This window comes from Streptomyces sp. NBC_00873, from assembly GCF_045207415.1.
GTDB lineage: Bacteria > Actinomycetota > Actinomycetes > Streptomycetales > Streptomycetaceae > Streptomyces.
Window position 1 is genome coordinate 8611482 of record NZ_CP108803.1, and the last position, 15447, is coordinate 8626928.

12 protein-coding genes and 3 pseudogenes are annotated in these 15447 nt (G+C 67.4%); 11 read left to right on the plus strand and 4 right to left on the minus strand.

The window, feature by feature from the left end:
- Positions 1-5: 5 nt before the first annotated feature.
- From OH809_RS39935 to OH809_RS39945, 3 genes are all read left to right on the plus strand, one after another.
- The gene (locus OH809_RS39935; RefSeq protein WP_406416175.1) at positions 6-170 is read left to right on the plus strand and encodes a hypothetical protein; all 165 of its coding nucleotides are present in this window, start codon (positions 6-8) and stop codon (positions 168-170) included.
- Positions 171-277: 107 nt separating this feature from the next.
- Positions 278-523 carry an alcohol dehydrogenase catalytic domain-containing protein gene (locus OH809_RS39940; protein WP_406516322.1) on the plus strand — a complete coding sequence of 82 codons (246 nt, stop codon included), beginning with the start codon at positions 278-280 and terminating at the stop codon, positions 521-523.
- Positions 524-1278: 755 nt separating this feature from the next.
- Positions 1279-3315 (plus strand): alkaline phosphatase family protein, encoded by a 2037-nt coding sequence (locus tag OH809_RS39945; RefSeq protein WP_406416173.1) that lies wholly within the window; start codon positions 1279-1281, stop codon positions 3313-3315.
- 243 nt (positions 3316-3558) lie between these two features.
- Here OH809_RS39945 and OH809_RS39950 read toward each other — a convergent pair whose 3' ends face one another.
- Positions 3559-4728, minus strand: a complete 1170-nt coding sequence (locus tag OH809_RS39950; protein ID WP_406516169.1) for a Gfo/Idh/MocA family protein — start codon at positions 4726-4728, stop codon at positions 3559-3561.
- Positions 4729-5270: 542 nt separating this feature from the next.
- Here OH809_RS39950 and OH809_RS39955 point away from each other — a divergent pair.
- Positions 5271-6044 carry a FadR/GntR family transcriptional regulator gene (locus OH809_RS39955; protein WP_406416169.1) on the plus strand — a complete coding sequence of 258 codons (774 nt, stop codon included), beginning with the start codon at positions 5271-5273 and terminating at the stop codon, positions 6042-6044.
- A gap of 17 nt (positions 6045-6061) precedes the next feature.
- Positions 6062-6241 carry a hypothetical protein gene (locus OH809_RS39960; RefSeq protein WP_406416167.1) on the plus strand — a complete coding sequence of 60 codons (180 nt, stop codon included), beginning with the start codon at positions 6062-6064 and terminating at the stop codon, positions 6239-6241.
- Between the two features lie 82 nt (positions 6242-6323).
- Here OH809_RS39960 and OH809_RS39965 read toward each other — a convergent pair whose 3' ends face one another.
- Positions 6324-7550: a cytochrome P450 gene (locus OH809_RS39965; protein WP_406416166.1), complete on the minus strand. Its 1227-nt coding sequence runs from the start codon at positions 7548-7550 to the stop codon at positions 6324-6326.
- A gap of 107 nt (positions 7551-7657) precedes the next feature.
- Between OH809_RS39965 and OH809_RS39970 the strand changes: the two genes are divergently transcribed.
- On the plus strand, positions 7658-8890 hold the full coding sequence (locus OH809_RS39970; RefSeq protein WP_406416165.1) for an FAD-dependent oxidoreductase: 1233 nt from the start codon (positions 7658-7660) through the stop codon (positions 8888-8890).
- Positions 8891-9125: 235 nt separating this feature from the next.
- Here the strand turns inward: OH809_RS39970 and OH809_RS39975 are convergent.
- A pseudogene (locus OH809_RS39975) lies at positions 9126-9410 on the minus strand (ABC transporter ATP-binding protein); the annotation flags it as partial.
- Positions 9411-9665: 255 nt separating this feature from the next.
- Between OH809_RS39975 and OH809_RS39980 the strand changes: the two are divergent.
- The 3 genes and pseudogenes from OH809_RS39980 to OH809_RS39990 all read left to right on the plus strand — a co-directional run.
- Entirely contained in the window at positions 9666-10100 is a 435-nt protein-coding gene (locus OH809_RS39980) for a VOC family protein (protein ID WP_406516170.1), read from the plus strand.
- 364 nt (positions 10101-10464) lie between these two features.
- Positions 10465-11130, plus strand: coding sequence for a nitroreductase (locus OH809_RS39985; protein WP_406416164.1), 666 nt, complete (start codon positions 10465-10467; stop codon positions 11128-11130).
- Between the two features lie 259 nt (positions 11131-11389).
- Positions 11390-11977 (plus strand): annotated as a pseudogene (locus OH809_RS39990) (transposase family protein); the annotation flags it as partial.
- 58 nt (positions 11978-12035) lie between these two features.
- On the opposite strand, the gene OH809_RS39995 reads toward OH809_RS39990, so the two are convergent.
- Entirely contained in the window at positions 12036-13589 is a 1554-nt protein-coding gene (locus OH809_RS39995; RefSeq protein WP_406416162.1) for an MFS transporter, read from the minus strand.
- Between the two features lie 114 nt (positions 13590-13703).
- On the opposite strand from OH809_RS39995, the gene OH809_RS40000 reads away from it, so the two are divergent.
- Positions 13704-14633: a TetR/AcrR family transcriptional regulator C-terminal domain-containing protein gene (locus OH809_RS40000; RefSeq protein WP_406416161.1), complete on the plus strand. Its 930-nt coding sequence runs from the start codon at positions 13704-13706 to the stop codon at positions 14631-14633.
- A 58-nt stretch (positions 14634-14691) separates the two neighbouring features.
- Positions 14692-14931 (plus strand): annotated as a pseudogene (locus OH809_RS40005) (IS110 family transposase); the annotation flags it as partial.
- Between the last annotated feature and the right edge of the window lie 516 nt (positions 14932-15447).

The window sequence follows — 15447 nt, forward strand, 5'->3', positions numbered from 1 at the left end:
GCCCCTTGAGAGCGGGCGACGACGCCGATGCGAAGGCAGCCGCGGCCGGCTTGCCGAACCAATACGGATTCGCCGCCCTGGACCTTGACGGTCTGCGTGAGGGCGGGCGGCCGATGCAGTTGGACAGTGCGCTCAGCGGAAAGCACCTGCTGCTGCAGATCCCCGGCTGACGCCCCGGCCAAGCTCCGCACACACCAACGCCCAGGAGAACCGTCGTGTCGTCTACACCCGTGGCGGGTCACCCGCAGACGTCCTGACCATCATCGACGAGCCGGAGCTGGCAGCGCCCGAGCGCGGCCAGGTCCTCATCCGGACCACAGCCTTCACGGTGCACCCTGGTGATCTCCAGGCCATCGATGCCTACCCAGGGAAGGCTGCACAGCCGGTTCCGGCCGGCCTGGAGTCCACCGGCGTGGTGGAGGCGATCGGCCCGGGAACGCGCGTGGCGCCGGGTGTCAGGGTCGGCGGCCGCGTAACGGTCCTCCGCTCCCGCCGTCTATTGGACGGACCCCAATCCCACTGAGGCCGGAAGCTGAGCCTCTTCCCATCGGACGGCGGCCTCACTGACCGCGCGATGCCCCGAGCACGACCAAGTGCTCGGGGTGCGCGGTGGCCATCGCGAACTGAGTGTCGACTGACGCGCGTCCACCCTGCCCGACGGGCGGGTCTGTACAGGACTGCCTGTACCGCGCGAGTAGGCCGGTGTTCGGTCCGACGACAAACCGCTCGTTTCGCGAAGCGGGCTGTCTGGCAGACGGTCGGCGATACAGAAGAGGTCTTTTGACCTGTGAGAGCAAGGGTTGCTGATGTTCCTGTTTTAGAACGCCATCCGTAAAGCGTGACGTTGTCGCCAGAAAGCTGACGCGGGTTCATGAACGATCGAGGTTAAACAGAGCATGTCCAGGCATGTTTGAGGGAAGTTCACTGATCGTTAAGGCGCCCAAAATAGATCACAACTAGGCTGGCCGACGGTCGCGATTGACGCGAAAAGCGTCACAAAAACCACAGCGGCTTGTAATCCATGGTGGTCTTCGCTCCAGCTTTGACCTTGTGCTGTCGCCTGGCTGGTTCACGAACCGGCGCGCAGGCGATTTCGCAGGCCATTTCGAAGAATCTTAAATCAAGTGATAAGGAAGCATCGGGATGCGCATACCTCGCCCAAGCATCCGAGGCGTGATGGCCTCGGCCCTGCTGGCATGCATCGCCCTTCCGGGTACGGTTTCCGCGACCGCGGCAACTGCGGACGCCGGGTCTTCGGACGCCCGCTCTTCGGTTGTCGTGGGATCCACCGCGGTTCCCAAGCCGGACCACGTGGTCATGGTCATGATGGAGAACAAGGGCTACGACGACATCCTCCGGAACCCGTCCACCAGGCCTCAGGACCAGGTGCCGTACATCAAGTCCCTGGAGGCCCAGGGCGCGTCGTTCACCAATTCGTACGGTGTCACGCACCCGAGCCTGCCCAACTACTACGCGCTGCTGTCCGCCTCGGACATCGTGAAGTCCAGCGCCTGGCCCGATCCGCAGTCCGTCGACACCGACAACCTGCCCAACCAGCTCGTGACCCACGGGTACAGCTTCGCGAACTACGCCAACCAGGGCCTGCCCACGCAGTGGCTCCGCTACAAGAACATCCCGGGCACCCCGGGCAACCTGAACCCGATGGACAAGCGGCAGGAGGAATTCCCGACCACGCCGGACGGTTTCGCCAAGCTGCCCACCGTCTCCTTCTACGTGGGCAACGGCCAGCAGAGCATGCATGACGGCACCCTCGCGCAGGGCGACGCCTTCGTCAAGAACACCTTCGACTCGTACATCCAGTGGGCCAAGACGCACAACAGCCTCTTCGTGCTGACCTGGGACGAGGACGACTTCACCCCGGCCAACCACATCCCGACGATCATGGTCGGGCCGATGGCCAAGGCCGGCGAGTACGACCAGAAGATCAACCACTACAACGTCCTGCGCACGATGCTGGACATGTACGGCCTGGACCACATCAACCACACGGCCGACGCGGACGTCTCGACGATCACCGACGTGTGGGACATGTCGAAGACCGCGCGCCTGCGCGGCATGGCCGGGCGCTGCCTGGAGAACCACCAGACCGATCCGGCGGAGCCGGGCTCGCTCGGCCTGTGGCACTGCGAAGCCGCCGCCAACCAGCAGTGGATCCGGCACGCGGACGGCACGATCCACCACTCCGACAAGTGCCTTGCCGCGACCGCGGACGGGAAGGGGACCGAGCTCGCCGACTGCGACGGCACCCCCGCGCAGAACTGGCAGCCCAAAGCCGATGGTTCCCTGCTCAACCCGGCTTCCGGCCGCTGCCTGACCGTCCCCGGCGCTAACGTCGCCAACGGTACCCCGGCCGAACTCCAGAACTGCGACGGCAAGCTCCACCAGAAGTGGATCGTGCCCAGCTACAACGCGCACCACTCGCTTACGGTCGACACGCCCACGACCGTCAAGCCCGGCTCCACCGCCACGGTGACGACCACCTACACCAACGACGGCAGCCCCGTTGCGCTTTCGGACGCCTCCGTCAACCTCACCGTGCCCAGCGGCTGGACGGCCGAAGCCACCTCGCCCACCACGTTCACCACGGTCAAGCCCGGCCAGTCGGTGAAGACCACCTGGACGGCCACCGCCCCCGCGGACGCAAAGCCCGGTCCCTACGCACTGTCCGCGCAGGCCACCTTCAAGAACGCCAAGAGCAGCGACAACGGCACCGCCTCGGTCGACGTTCCGTACACGTCCCTCGCGGCCGCGTTCAACAGCCGTGGTATCAGCGACGATAAGAACGCGTCCGCGGGAGGCTTCGACATCACCGGTCACAGCTACTCCGCGCAGGCGCTCGCGGCGCAGAACCTGACCCCGGGAGCCACCGTCACGGCAGAGGGTGCCACGTTCACCTGGCCAAATGTGCCGGCCGGTGTCGCGGACAACGTCAACTCCACCGGGCAGAAGATCGAGTTCTCCGGCAAGGGTTCGAAGCTCGCGTTCCTGGGTTCCGGCGTGTACGGGCCGCTGACCGGCACGGGCACGGTGACGTACACCGACGGCACGACGCAGACGTTCTCGGCGGGCTTCAGCGACTGGACCCTGGGCGGCGGTAGCGGCAGCGTGCTGCCGACCAACAGCGTCGTAGCGAAGACGGCCTACCGCAACAAGGCGTCCGGCCCGGAAAACATCAAGACCTACGTCTTCTCGACGTCGGTTCCGATCGACCCGAGCAAGACGATTGAGATGGTCCAGCTACCCAAGCCGGCGTCGGGCTACCTCCACATCTTCGGAATGGCAACGGCCTCCTGAGGTCTCAGTCGCGGACGCCTCAACGCGGAGACGCCGAGGCGTCCGCGACCTGCGGACCTCACCGACCACGGTCCACGTAGAACCGGTCAGTAGCGCCCCTTCGGTGCGGCCGAGGAGGTCGTCGGCCCCGGACCGCGCGCGCGGGGCATCGACCGCCGCCCCAGCCCTGGGCGGCGCCGAAGGTGTTGGGGGGTGAACGACTCAAGGGAGCGAACCCGAGTCCCTACTCGCCCTCCGGCGGGCTCACTTCTGACCGTGTGCGAAGTATGCGGCCATTTCCGGCTCCACGGGAGCGACGTCGATGGCCCTTCCCCCGTCTCGCAGCGACATGGTCGCCGCGTACCCGGCGGCCACCGCTTCGCGGGCCGCCAGCGGCGAGGTGACGGTGGCCCCGCCCTCCCGCACGAACCGCAGGAACTCCGCGACCAGCACCGGGTCGGCGCCACCGTGCGTGCCGGGCGGGGTGTGGACGGGCACCACCAGGTCCGCCTCGGCGCGGTAGTCGGAACGGCGGTTCCACACCCGGACCTCCGCCCCCTCGGAGTCGCCGAAGTTCTCCAGCCGCCCCTCGGTGCCGATCACCATGTAGTTGCGCCAGTAGTCAGGTGTGTAGTGGCACTGCTGGTAGCTCGCGAAAACGCCGTTGTCCAGCTGCATCTGCATCATGCTCAGGTCCTCCACGTCCACCACCGGGTTGAGACCGGTGAGGCTGAGTGGCGGCCAGTTCTCCGTCGACAGCCACTCGGTCATCCGCTCCCCGCTGCGGTCGCGGCGCGAGCTGATGCCGCCGTAGACTGTCAGTCCGCCCATGGCGTTCACCCGCCGGGTGTAGCCGCCGGCCAGCCAGTGGATGACATCGATGTCGTGGGCCCCCTTCTGCAGCAGCAGACCGGTGGTGTTGCGCCGATCGGCATGCCAGTCCTTGAAGTAGAAGTCCCCGCCGTGGCCGACGAAGTGGCGGCACCAGATGGCCTTGACCTCGCCGATGGCGCCGCTGGTGATCAGCTCGCGGATGGCCACCACGACCGGCATGTGCCGCATGTTGTGGCCGACGTACAACGGGGTCCGGTGCTCGCGGGCCGCCGCGAGCAGCCGGTCGCAGCCCTCGGTGGTGATCGCCATCGGCTTGTCCAGGAAGACCGGGATTCCGGCCGTGAGGAAGTCCAGGCCGATCTGCTCGTGCGTGTGGTCCGGGGTCAGCACGAACACGCCGTCAATCCCGGCATCGAGCAGCTCGTGGTGGTCCGCGGTGGTCCTCACCTGGGTGCCGAAGCGCTCCTCGGCGCGTGCCAGGATCCGCGGGTCGTGGTCGCAGACGGCGGCCACCAGCGAGCCCGAGCCGGGCAGGTGGGCCAGCTCGACCAGGTCGCTGCGGTTGCCAAGGCCGATGACGCCGAGCGTGATGTCGTCCAATGCGTTTGTCCTTTCAGGGGATTTCGATGAGCTAAGGGCTGTCCCGTAACCCCTGACGGGCGTACGACGACAGCTACGGCACCTCGCCGCGTTGTCGGAACGTCCGAATACATCCAGTATGTGGACGCCTCTCCGCCTTGCGATGCACCGCATCCGACGCCGCGCGCTGTCCCGCCAGGGATTACGGGAAGCCCTTAGCCGTTGCCATCTGCGCTACGATGCATTGGAGATAGATCTGATACATGACAGATTCGCGAGACTGAACTGTGCTGGCTCTCCTGTGGGGGTCTGTCGCGGTTATGGGGGTTCGAGGGCAGGCTATCCAGGGGTGCGCCGCGACTGGACGGGGGTGGAACAACCTCGTTGAGCGAGGTGGAACGGCCTGAGTGGGGCAGGGAAGAGTCTGGGGTTAGCGGATCCTGGCGTCAAGGGGGTGGATGTGATTCACTGAGCGCAGATCACATGATGTATCGGAAATACTTGCGGGCGTTGAGGCTAGGGTGTGCCGACCAGCGGCCCAAGAGGGAAGCGAGGGAGAGTCGTTGACCCACTCAGAGAAGACCTCCGCGCCCGTGCCTGCGGGCACGGGCCGCGGTTACCGCCCCGGGTACGAGGTCGCGGCCGAACGCATCCTCGAGTACGTCGTCCGGGGAGGACTTCAGCCCGGCGACCGGCTGCCCACGGAGAAGGACCTGGCCGACGAGGTGCAGATGAGCCGGACCGTGGTCCGGGAAGCGGTGAAGATCCTCTCCGCCCTGGGGCGGCTGTCCGTGCAGAAGGGCCGCGGCATCTTCGTGGCCGAGCCCGAGCAGTCCTCCTGGCAGCAGTCGCTCGCCAACTTCCTGCCCGCGGACCTGCGCCAGGTCGACGAACTCTTCGAATTCCGCCGCCACCTGGAGACCACCACCACCAACCTGGCCGCGCAGCGAGCCACCCCCGCACAGGTCAAGGCGGTACGCGAAGCCGCACAACAGTCCACGCAAGCAGCACAGCACGGCGACATCGACGCCTTCACCCTCGCCGACGAGGCCTTCCACACCGGCATCGCGGCCGCCGCCGCCAACATGTTCTTCGCCTCCACCCTCGACGCGATGCGACGTCTGCAGCGCCAGGTCACCACCATAGGACTGGCTGGCATCGCAGGCGGATCCCTGCACGTGGCCGCCGAACAGCACGAGGCCATCGCCGAAGCCATCGCCGCCGGAGACACCAGCCGCGCCGAAGCCCTGATGACCGAACACATCGACATGACCGCCCAACAATTCCAACGCGAGATCTGGCGCCGCATCGTCCCCGGCGACGACACCCACACCTGAACCCCAGACCCCGGGCCGTGATCCCGGTGTGCAGGACCACCTGGCGGCGGCCCGGGCTGGACCGGGACGGCGGCGCATGGCGGACGGCCCTGAAGGCGTCGAAGTCCGCGGGCTTCGTCACGCTCCGGGGCACTGCCCGGCACAGCGCCGACAACAGCGTCTTCCGGATGATCACCCGGGCCTTCAGCCTGCGCTGACGTCATCGGCGGAGTAGCTCCGGGTGGGGTCGCAGCCGGCGGCGTTCCGCCCGTTACTCGCGCCAGGCCGGCGTTCGCTTGTTCAGTTCGGGTCGGCCGACGTGAAGGTGACGGGCAGCCGCTCGGGGCCGCGCAGCCCGCCCGGCCGCCATTGCAGCTCGCCGGGCGGCACGGCCAGGGCGAGGTGGGGAAGGCGGCGCAGGGCGGTTCCGATGGCGATCTGGCCCTCGAGCCGGGCCAGCGGCGCCCCCAGGCAGTAATGGATGCCGTGCCCGAACCCGAGGTGGGTGTTGTCCTGTCGGGTGATGTCCAGACGATCGGGGTCGGAGAACCGTGCCGGGTCGCGGTCGGCGATGGCGGAGGCGACCAGCACGGTTGCGCCGCGTGGGACGGTCACGCCCGCGATGGAGACGTCCTCGCGCGCGAACCGCGCGATCCCGGGGTTGACCGGTCCGTCGTAGCGGAGGAACTCCTCGATCGCGCCCGGCAGAAGCGCCGGATCTTCCCGCAGCATCTGAAGCTGGTCCGGGTGGGCGAGCAGCGCGGCGATGCCGCTGCCGATCAGGTTGACCGTGGTGATGTATCCGGCCACCAGCAGCAGGAAGGCCATGGCGATCAGCTCGTCCTCGTCCAGCCGGTGCTCCTCGTCCCGGGTGGTGATCAGCGCACTGAGCAGGTCGTCCCCGGGCCGGGCCCGTTTGGCCTCCAGGAGCCTGGTCAGGTACGAGCGCATCTGCCGCCACACCGCGTCCACCTGGGCCGGATCCGGCGGCTCCACTCCCTGGAGGATCATGTCGTCGGTCCACCGCTGGAAGTCGTGCCGGTCGGCCACAGGCACCCCGAGCAATTCGCTGATCACCGTGACCGGAAGCGGCAGCGCGAAGTCCTCGACGAGGTCGGCGCGGCCGACCGGCACGATCGCGTCGAGCAGTCGGTCGGTGATGGCCTGGACGCGAGGCCGCAGCTCGGCCACCCTCCGCGCTGTGAACGCTTTGGAGACCAGGCGGCGTAGGCGGGTGTGGTCGGGCGGGTCGGAGCGGAGCATGTTGCGCAGCATGGACTCGCGTTCCGTCGCGGGCAGCCGCTGCATGAGCCGTGGATCCGACGCGTCACGGACGTCGCTGCTGAACCGGGGGTCGGACAGGGCCACGATGCCGTCTTCGTAGCGCGTGACGAGCCAGGCTTCCAGGCCGCCGGCGATGACGGCGCGCCGTACCGGGCCGTCCTCGCGCAGCCATCGGTAGAGCGGGAAGGGGTCTGCTACGAAGGCCGGGTCGGCGTAGGGCAGAAGGACTGGCTGCTGGCTCATCATGCCTCCCAGAAGGATCCGCAAATCTTTGCGGCAGATTTGCAGGTTTTGATGGTATATGTCCCATCGTGACGGATGCAGGGATTTCACCGAGGGCAGGGGCTGCGATGGAACGGACCACGTGCTGTGTTGTGGGCGGCGGCCCCGCCGGAATGGTCCTCGGCCTGCTGCTGGCGCGGGCCGGAGTGGCGGTCACGGTCCTGGAGAAGCACGGCGACTTCCTGCGCGACTTCCGCGGCGACACGGTGCATCCGTCTACCCTGGCGCTGCTGGACGACCTCGGCCTGGCGGAGCGGTTTGCCCGTCTGCCGCAGCGGCGGGTGACGACGGTGCAGTTGCCGCTCGGCCCTGACCGTTCGCTGGTCACCGTCGGAGACATCGGCGCGCTGCGGGGCCCGTACAACTACGTGGCGATGGTGCCGCAGTGGGACCTGCTCGACCTCCTCGTGGACGAGGCCGGTCGAGAGCCGTCGTTCTCCGTGCGGATGAGCACCGAGGCGACTTCCTTCCTGGTGGAGCGCGGACGGGTCATGGGGGTGCGGTACCGCACGCCCGACGGCCGCACCGGTGAACTGCGGGCCACCCTCACGGTGGCCTGCGACGGCCGGGGCTCGCTGGCCCGGTCTCGGCCCGAACTGGCCCTGCGGAGATTCGCCTGCCCCATGGACGCCTGGTGGTTCCGGCTGCCGCGGCGGGAGGGCGATCCGCACGGGCTCGTGGGAGGCGTCGGCGACCGGTTCCTCACCGCCATGATCGACCGCGGGGACTACTGGCAGTGCGCGGTGCTGATCCCCAAGGGGACCGATGCCGAGCGCCGTGCCGCCGGTCTTGAGCGGTTCATGGCCGACTTCTCGGCCGCCGTCCCCTGGCTCGCGGACCGGGTGCACGCGCTGCGGTCGTGGGACGAGGTGAAGATGCTCGAGGTACGGCTCGACCGCCTCCGGCGCTGGCACCGCCCGGGACTGCTGTGCATCGGTGACGCGGCGCACGCGATGTCGCCGGTCTTCGGTATCGGCATCAACCTTGCTGTCGAAGACGCGGTCGCCACCGCCCGGTATCTCGTCGAGCCGCTGCGCAGGGGTGCGGTCGGCCTGGGGGACGTCCGCGCCGTTCAGCGCCGCCGGTGGCCGACCACAGCCGCGACGCAGGCGCTGCAGCGTTTCGCCCATGCGCGGGTCATCGCACCCGTACTGGCGGGACGCCCGCCCTTCGGTAGCCCCAAGCGGTCACAGCGGATTACTGAACTGTTCACCACCTCGCGGTGGCTCAAGCGAGTGCCGGCGTACTTCATCGCCTACGGCGCGGTACGCGAACGTCCGCCCACCGCGTCCATGCGGTGATACCCGGCTCCCGGCCCGCGCCCCTGGCCGAGGGCCCCCTCAACACGTCCGCCGCCTGGCCACCGAAGCGGGTCCGGACGACACCGGCGAGGGCGCGATCGCCCGCGTCCCGGGAGCGCCACCGGCCCTGGTCGGCCCGAATGCCTCATGCTGCGGCGCGCCGCAGCATGAGGCAGCGGCGCAGTCCTGCCGAGTACCGGGGGAGGGCGCCTGGGCGGTCAGCCGGTCTGCGGGGTCAGGAGTGGTCCGGGACGGGCGGGGTGCTGGGGTTCGGTACCTGGGCGCGGGAATCCGGTGCGTACTGGGCGGCCTGGGTGTGGAACATGGCTGCTTACCGTCCGTCTGCGGCGATCAGTTCATCGTGGGTGCTGTGCTCGCGCAGGCGTCCCTGGGTGAGGACGTAGATGGTGTCGGCGTGGCGGACACCGGACATGCGGTGGGTGACCAGGACCACGGCCCGGTGTGGCCCGGCGAGTTGGCGGATGCGGTTGAAGGCGGCGATCTCTGCTTCGGGGTCGAGCGTTATCTATAGCTGTCATATCTGTCCGCGTCGGATGGCACGGCTGCCCCCAGGCACGTTAGGCACGACCCCGGTCAGCGGGTGGAAAATTGGTTGAGCCTCGGGTGATCATGTGGCAGGCTCGCCAGCCTTGACCGAGATCACCAAGTTGCCAGACGACGGGGTGGACATCGATGCATCCCTGGTGGCGCGTCTGCTCTCCACGCGGCGATGACATCCGGGGTTTCGGTGAACAGTACGCGTTATGGAGGACTGATGGCATCGATCAAGCAGTTCCAAGTCACCTTCGACTGCGCAGAACCTGAGCGGGTCGCTCGTTTCTGGTGCGAGGTGTTGGGGTACGTCGTACCGCCGCCACCGGAGGGGTTTGCTACTTGGGACGATTTCGATCGCTCTCTGCCACCTGAGCGGCAGGGTTCAGCGTTCGCCTGCGTTGATCCCTTGGGCGTGGGCCCGCGACTGTACTTCCAGCGCGTTCCCGAAGGCAAGGCTGTCAAGAATCGGCTGCATCTTGACGTGCGGGTCGGCACCGGGCTCGTGGGTGAAGAGCGCCTCGCCGCACTCGAGGCCGAGTGCGCACGACTGGTCCCGCTCGGCGCGGTACGCGGGCGACTACTGCTTGCCGATGACGACAACGAGTCGTGCCTCGGGATGCAAGACATCGAGGGCAACGAGTTCTGTCTCGACTGAGGGGCCGCGAACGTGTCCTCGTTCTCTCCCCACGGGCCAGGACGAAGAACCGCCCCCGACCTGTCAGGGCGCTGCAGCGCCTCCCGCACGGTCCTGCAGCAGCCCGCCCTCCCCAGTCAGCTGCAGGCCCTCCGACCGGGCCCGGTCTATCAGCCTCGAGATCAGGTGGTCATCCGGCACCCCTCCGGGAACCGCCGGACCAGTGGCCTCGATCGAATCCAACTCCGCACCCTGCACAGTCACTTGGCGTCTCTTCCTTGATCAGCAGATCCGCCGTTAGTTTTACACTCCCTCACCTGTTGCCTCTTGTGCGTGCTGAAGACGGTAGAGAGGTGGTTGTCGTTGAGTGAGAGGACGAGAAGACGTGGATGTGTATGAAGCTGTGGAAAGTCGCCGGGCTGTGCGGGCGTTCAGCGATGATCCGGTATCCAAAGAGATACTCGAACGTGTGCTGGCCGCAGCGACGCGGGCTCCGTCGAGTGGGAACCTCCAGCCGTGGCATGTGTATGTCGTGACCGGCGAGCCCTTGGCCGAGCTGAAGAGGCGCGCAACGGCCAGGGCACTGGCGGGAGACCCGGGGGATGAGCGGGAGTATCCGATGTACCCGGCCGAACTGACCTCGCCGTATGTGGACCGTTTTTCCGCCGCGGCTGCCCAGCGGTACAAGGCGCTGGGGATCGAGCGCGACGACCCTGACAGGCCCATGAAGATCGCCGCCTTGAACTCGGAGGCGTTCGGGGCGCCGGTCGTGCTGTTCTGCTACCTCGACCGGACGATGGGGCCCGGGCAGTGGGGGGACACGGGGATGCACTTGCAGACGGTCATGCTGCTACTGAGGGCGGAAGGGCTGCACAGCTGCCCTCAGGTGATGTGGACGATGTATCGCAAGACTGTCGGCCAGATCGTCGGAGCCGATGATGGGCTCGTGCTGTTCTGTGGTGTCGCGGTGGGATTCGAGAAGGAGGGCGTGCCACGGCTGCGTACCGGGCGGGCAGACATGACAGAAACAGTGAGCTTCATCGGAGGGTGACCGGGCATGTCGGTCTGGCGACGACGAACCTCTACAGCAACACGACCGTCGGCTGAACAAGCCGTGCCGGGGTGCCGAGAGCGGGGACAATCATCGTGCGGGGCCGGCGACTGCATGGCGTCGGGCCCGACCCTCGCAACTCGTAGTTCAGAGAAGTGGTGATCCGTAAGAAACCGCTGAGGGTCTGTTGCGAAAGTGGATCAAGGTCGTGAAATGATCACTCGCCGTGTTGTGTGGTGATCTGACGAACGGGCAGTGGAATCTCACCATGCGGCAGCTTGCGCCACTGTTCGGGGTCTCGCCGGCAACGGTGTGCCGGGTCATTCAGCGGGTGGGCCCACAGCTCGCTCTGGAGCCGGTTGCCCGTCGGGACGAGCCGGTCGACCGCCTGTGGATCGTGGACGGGACCTTGATCCCGGTCCGGGACCGGAAGGTTGCAGCCTCCTCACGCAACTACCGGTTCTCGGCAAACGTGCAGGTCATCATCGACGCGGACACACGTCTGATCATCGCCACGTCCCCTCCGGTGCCGGGCAACCGGGCCGATGCCCGCGTCTGGCGCGAATCCGGGCTCGCGGAGCACTGCCATGGTGTAACGGTCCTTGGCGACGGCGCGTATATCAACACCGGCCTCGTCGTCCCGCATGGAAAACGCCCCGGTCGGGCGTTGCCGCCCGGTGAGGAAGAGGACGACGCCGCCCATCGCAAAGTCCGCGCCCGCGTCGAGCACGCCTTCGCCCGCTTGAAGAACTACAAGATCTTCCGCGACTGCCGACAGCACGGCGATGGCCTCCACCACGCGGTCCCGGCAGTCGCCACCATGCACAACCACGCGCTCGCCGCATGATCAAACAGGACCGCAGTCCAGCGCCAGCCCGCTCACACACAGCCTTCTGCAACACGCTTTAGAGGAGCGTGGTGAGTCCCGGTTCGGTGGGCGATTGCGTCGAGCGTTTCGTCTTGCCTACGCCTCGCAGGAGGCCGAGTGAGAAGAGACCCGCTCCGGCCATGACGACGGCCGCGCCGACTGACGCGACGCCCATTCCGTGGGTGAATGCGTCACGTGCAGCAGCCAATGCGGCGTCTGCCATGGGGGCGGGGAGCTTGGCCGCTGTCGCGCCGCCCAGGGTTTCGCGTACTGCTTCGGCGTGCGGCATGTCGGATGGCAGGGCGTCGGACATGTCCCGGCTGTAGACCGCGGCTCCGATGGAACCGAGGATGGCCATGCCCAGGGCTCCGCCCAGTTCCTGGCCCGACTCAAGTACGGCCGCGGCCGACCCCGCGCGCTCCGGTGGGGCCGCGCCCAGGGCGAGTTCGTTGGCGAGGGTCATGGCGGCGACCAGCCCGCCCGCATAGACGGAGGCGCCGACGAGGGTGAACCAAAGGGCCGAGTCAGTACGTACCTGGGTCAGCCAGAGGAAACCGCAGGCGGAGACGAGGAAGCCGCCGCCCATGACGTACGCACGGTCGAACCGCTGGGCGACTGCCGCCCCGGTCGGGGCCATGACGGCTACGCCCGCGGCCGGCACCAGGCTCCACAGTGCGGCTGTCAACGGGCTCAGGCCGAGCACGGACTGCAGATACTGCGTGAGGAAGACGGCCATGCCCACCGTGGCGAACATAGCGAGCAGATTGGCGAGCACCGGGCCGCCGAAGGCGCGCCGGCCCAGGAGGCCGAGGTCGATCATGGGGTGGGCGAGGTGCCTCTGGCGGCGTACGAATGCGAAGCCGAGCACGAGTCCCACGGTGATGCCGAGAGCGGGCAGCGGTTCGTAGCCGTGCCGGGCCCACTCCTTGATGCCGTAGATGACCGGGAGCAATGCGCCGAGTGAGAGTGCTGCACTCAGCGGGTCCAAGCGGCCTCGGACGGCTGGTGTGGACTCTGGTACCAACAAGGGCACCAGCGCGAGCAGCAACACCATGGCAGGCAGGTTGATCAAGAACACCGAGCCCCACCAGAAGTGTTCCAGCAGCAGACCACTGACTACTGGTCCCAGTGAGACACCGGTGGTCATGACGGCCGTCCAGATGGTCACCGCCTTCCCGCGCTGCTTCTCGTCACGGAAGAGGTTGCGGATCAGGGCGAGGGTCGAGGGCATCAGGGCGGCGCCGCCAAGTCCGAGCAGCGCGCGCACGGCGACGAGCAGGTCGGCGGAGTGTGCGTACGCGGCGGCCACCGAGGCCGCGCCGAAGACTGCGGCTCCCGTGAGGACCAGCATGCGCCGCCCGATCCGGTCGCCGAGCGCGCCCATCGTGATGAGCAGCCCGGCGAGTACGAAGCCGTACATGTCGAGAATCCACAACTGCTGTGTGGCGCTGGGCTTCAGGTCCTGGCTGATGTACGGGATCGCGAAGTACAGGATCGAGACGTCCATCGAGACGAGGAGCAGTGGCAGCATCAGGACACCGAGGGCGACCCAGTCCTTGCGGCCCGCGCGGGGGCCGGGTGTGTTCTCCATGGCCTTACGGAATCGGGTCATCGCGTACGCCGCAAACAGATGCCTAGTGCACTCTGCCGTACCCCCTGTCGAAAGGGGCAGGTAGGGCAACCAGTGCACTAGTACGGTGAGGGCATGGCCACCGAACCGCCCTACCTTCGCATCGCCGGGGATCTCCGCCGTCGCATCGCCTCGGGCGAGCTCGCCCCTGGCGACCGAGTCCCCTCCACCCGGCGTATCACGCAGGAGTGGGGCGTCGCGATGGCGACCGCGACAAAGGCGCTCACCACGCTGAACCAGGAAGGACTGGTGCGAGCTGTGCCTGGTGTCGGCACGGTAGTTGCGGAGACAGGGCGAGAGCGCAACACGGCCCCCGGTCAGCGACTCACCCGCGAGCGCATCATCCGTACCGCGATCGCGCTCGTCGACGCGGAGGGTCTTGCCGCGCTCTCCATGAGGCGAGTCGCAACCGAGTTCGGGACCTCCACCATGGCGCTCTACCGTCATGTCCCGAACAAGGGAGAGCTCGTACGGCTGATGTCGGAAGTGGTGTTCAGCGGGGGACCGTCCGGCCCACCACCGGCTGGTTGGCGTCCGCGGCTGGAGCGGGAGGCACGGTGGTTGTGGGGTCAGTACGAGCAACATCCCTGGCTGGCGCGAGCCATGGCCGCCCTCACTCGGCCGATGGCTTCGCCCCATGCGATGCAGTACACCGAGCGGGCCCTGAGCGCCTTGAGCGGGCTCGGACTTACCCCGGATCAGGTGATCCATGTCCACCTCACTCTTCTCGGATACGCCCAAGGCGTTGCGATGGCCGTTGAGCTGGAATCCCAGGCGCGACAGGACACCGGAATGACACCTGAGGAGTGGATGACATCCAATGAGCCACGGATGGAAGCAATCCAGACCACCCAGTCGTATCCGATCCTGTCCACGCTCTTCGACCAGGACGGGTTCGAACTCGACCTCGGCACCCTCTTCGAATTCGGGCTCGCGCGGATGCTGGACGGAGTCGAGTCGCTCCTCGACCGGCTTCCAAGTGAGCCTTCGCAGGAGAAGCTCTGACTCGTCAGTGCCACTGCCTGTCAGGTCGCGACGGCTGGCAGGGCAAGGCTGCTGCGGCGACGTGGCCGATGGGGTGACACGCGTCAAGAACCGGACGCGCGGGCTTCTCGCCCAGATCCCCCTTCCCTGAGCGGGTCCTGGGCCCCCGTCCTGACCATCCGGCCGTGCTGGCCCTGCTCGAACGTGCGGCTCCCCAGGCGGCGAGTTGAGGAAGGCAGGACGGCGAGGACCGGTCACCCTGCTGCGGCCCAAGGCCCCCCGCATGGCCGAACGTGTCGTCGAAGACGTACTCGCCGCCTTCGCCTCACTGTGGCAGCCGACCTCACGGGCCTACTACGACAAGAAACGCCGGGAGGGCCAACCTCACGTCGCGGTTGGCGGGACTTGCCGACTGAAGCGCCAATTTCGGATGCTCCTGACCTGGGCCCGGAGCAGCGTGGTCCGCTTCGGTGGCCGTGCTGACCATCTGCGGCGGACGGCCCGTGGCGACCACCGTGAGTGGAACCAGCGCCAGCCCGCCAGTCGGCCCTCTGTCGGAACGAGGCTCGATCCGTGCCCCGAGCAGGCGGTGCAGCCGTGGGCGTGACGCGCCACCCGCTTGCAGTACAGCGCCGGGGGGTCCCGTCCTGCTCGGCGATGACGTCCTGATCCACGCCGTAACCGATGTTCAGGGCGCCCCTTCACCTCTGGAGCCGGCCCCGGTCTCTGCCCTCGCCCCCTACTGCGGCAGATCGGGCACTGACCACCACTCAGAACGCTGCGACAGAAGAAGAATGACAGCCATTCAGATAGAGGTCGACATGACTATTTTTCA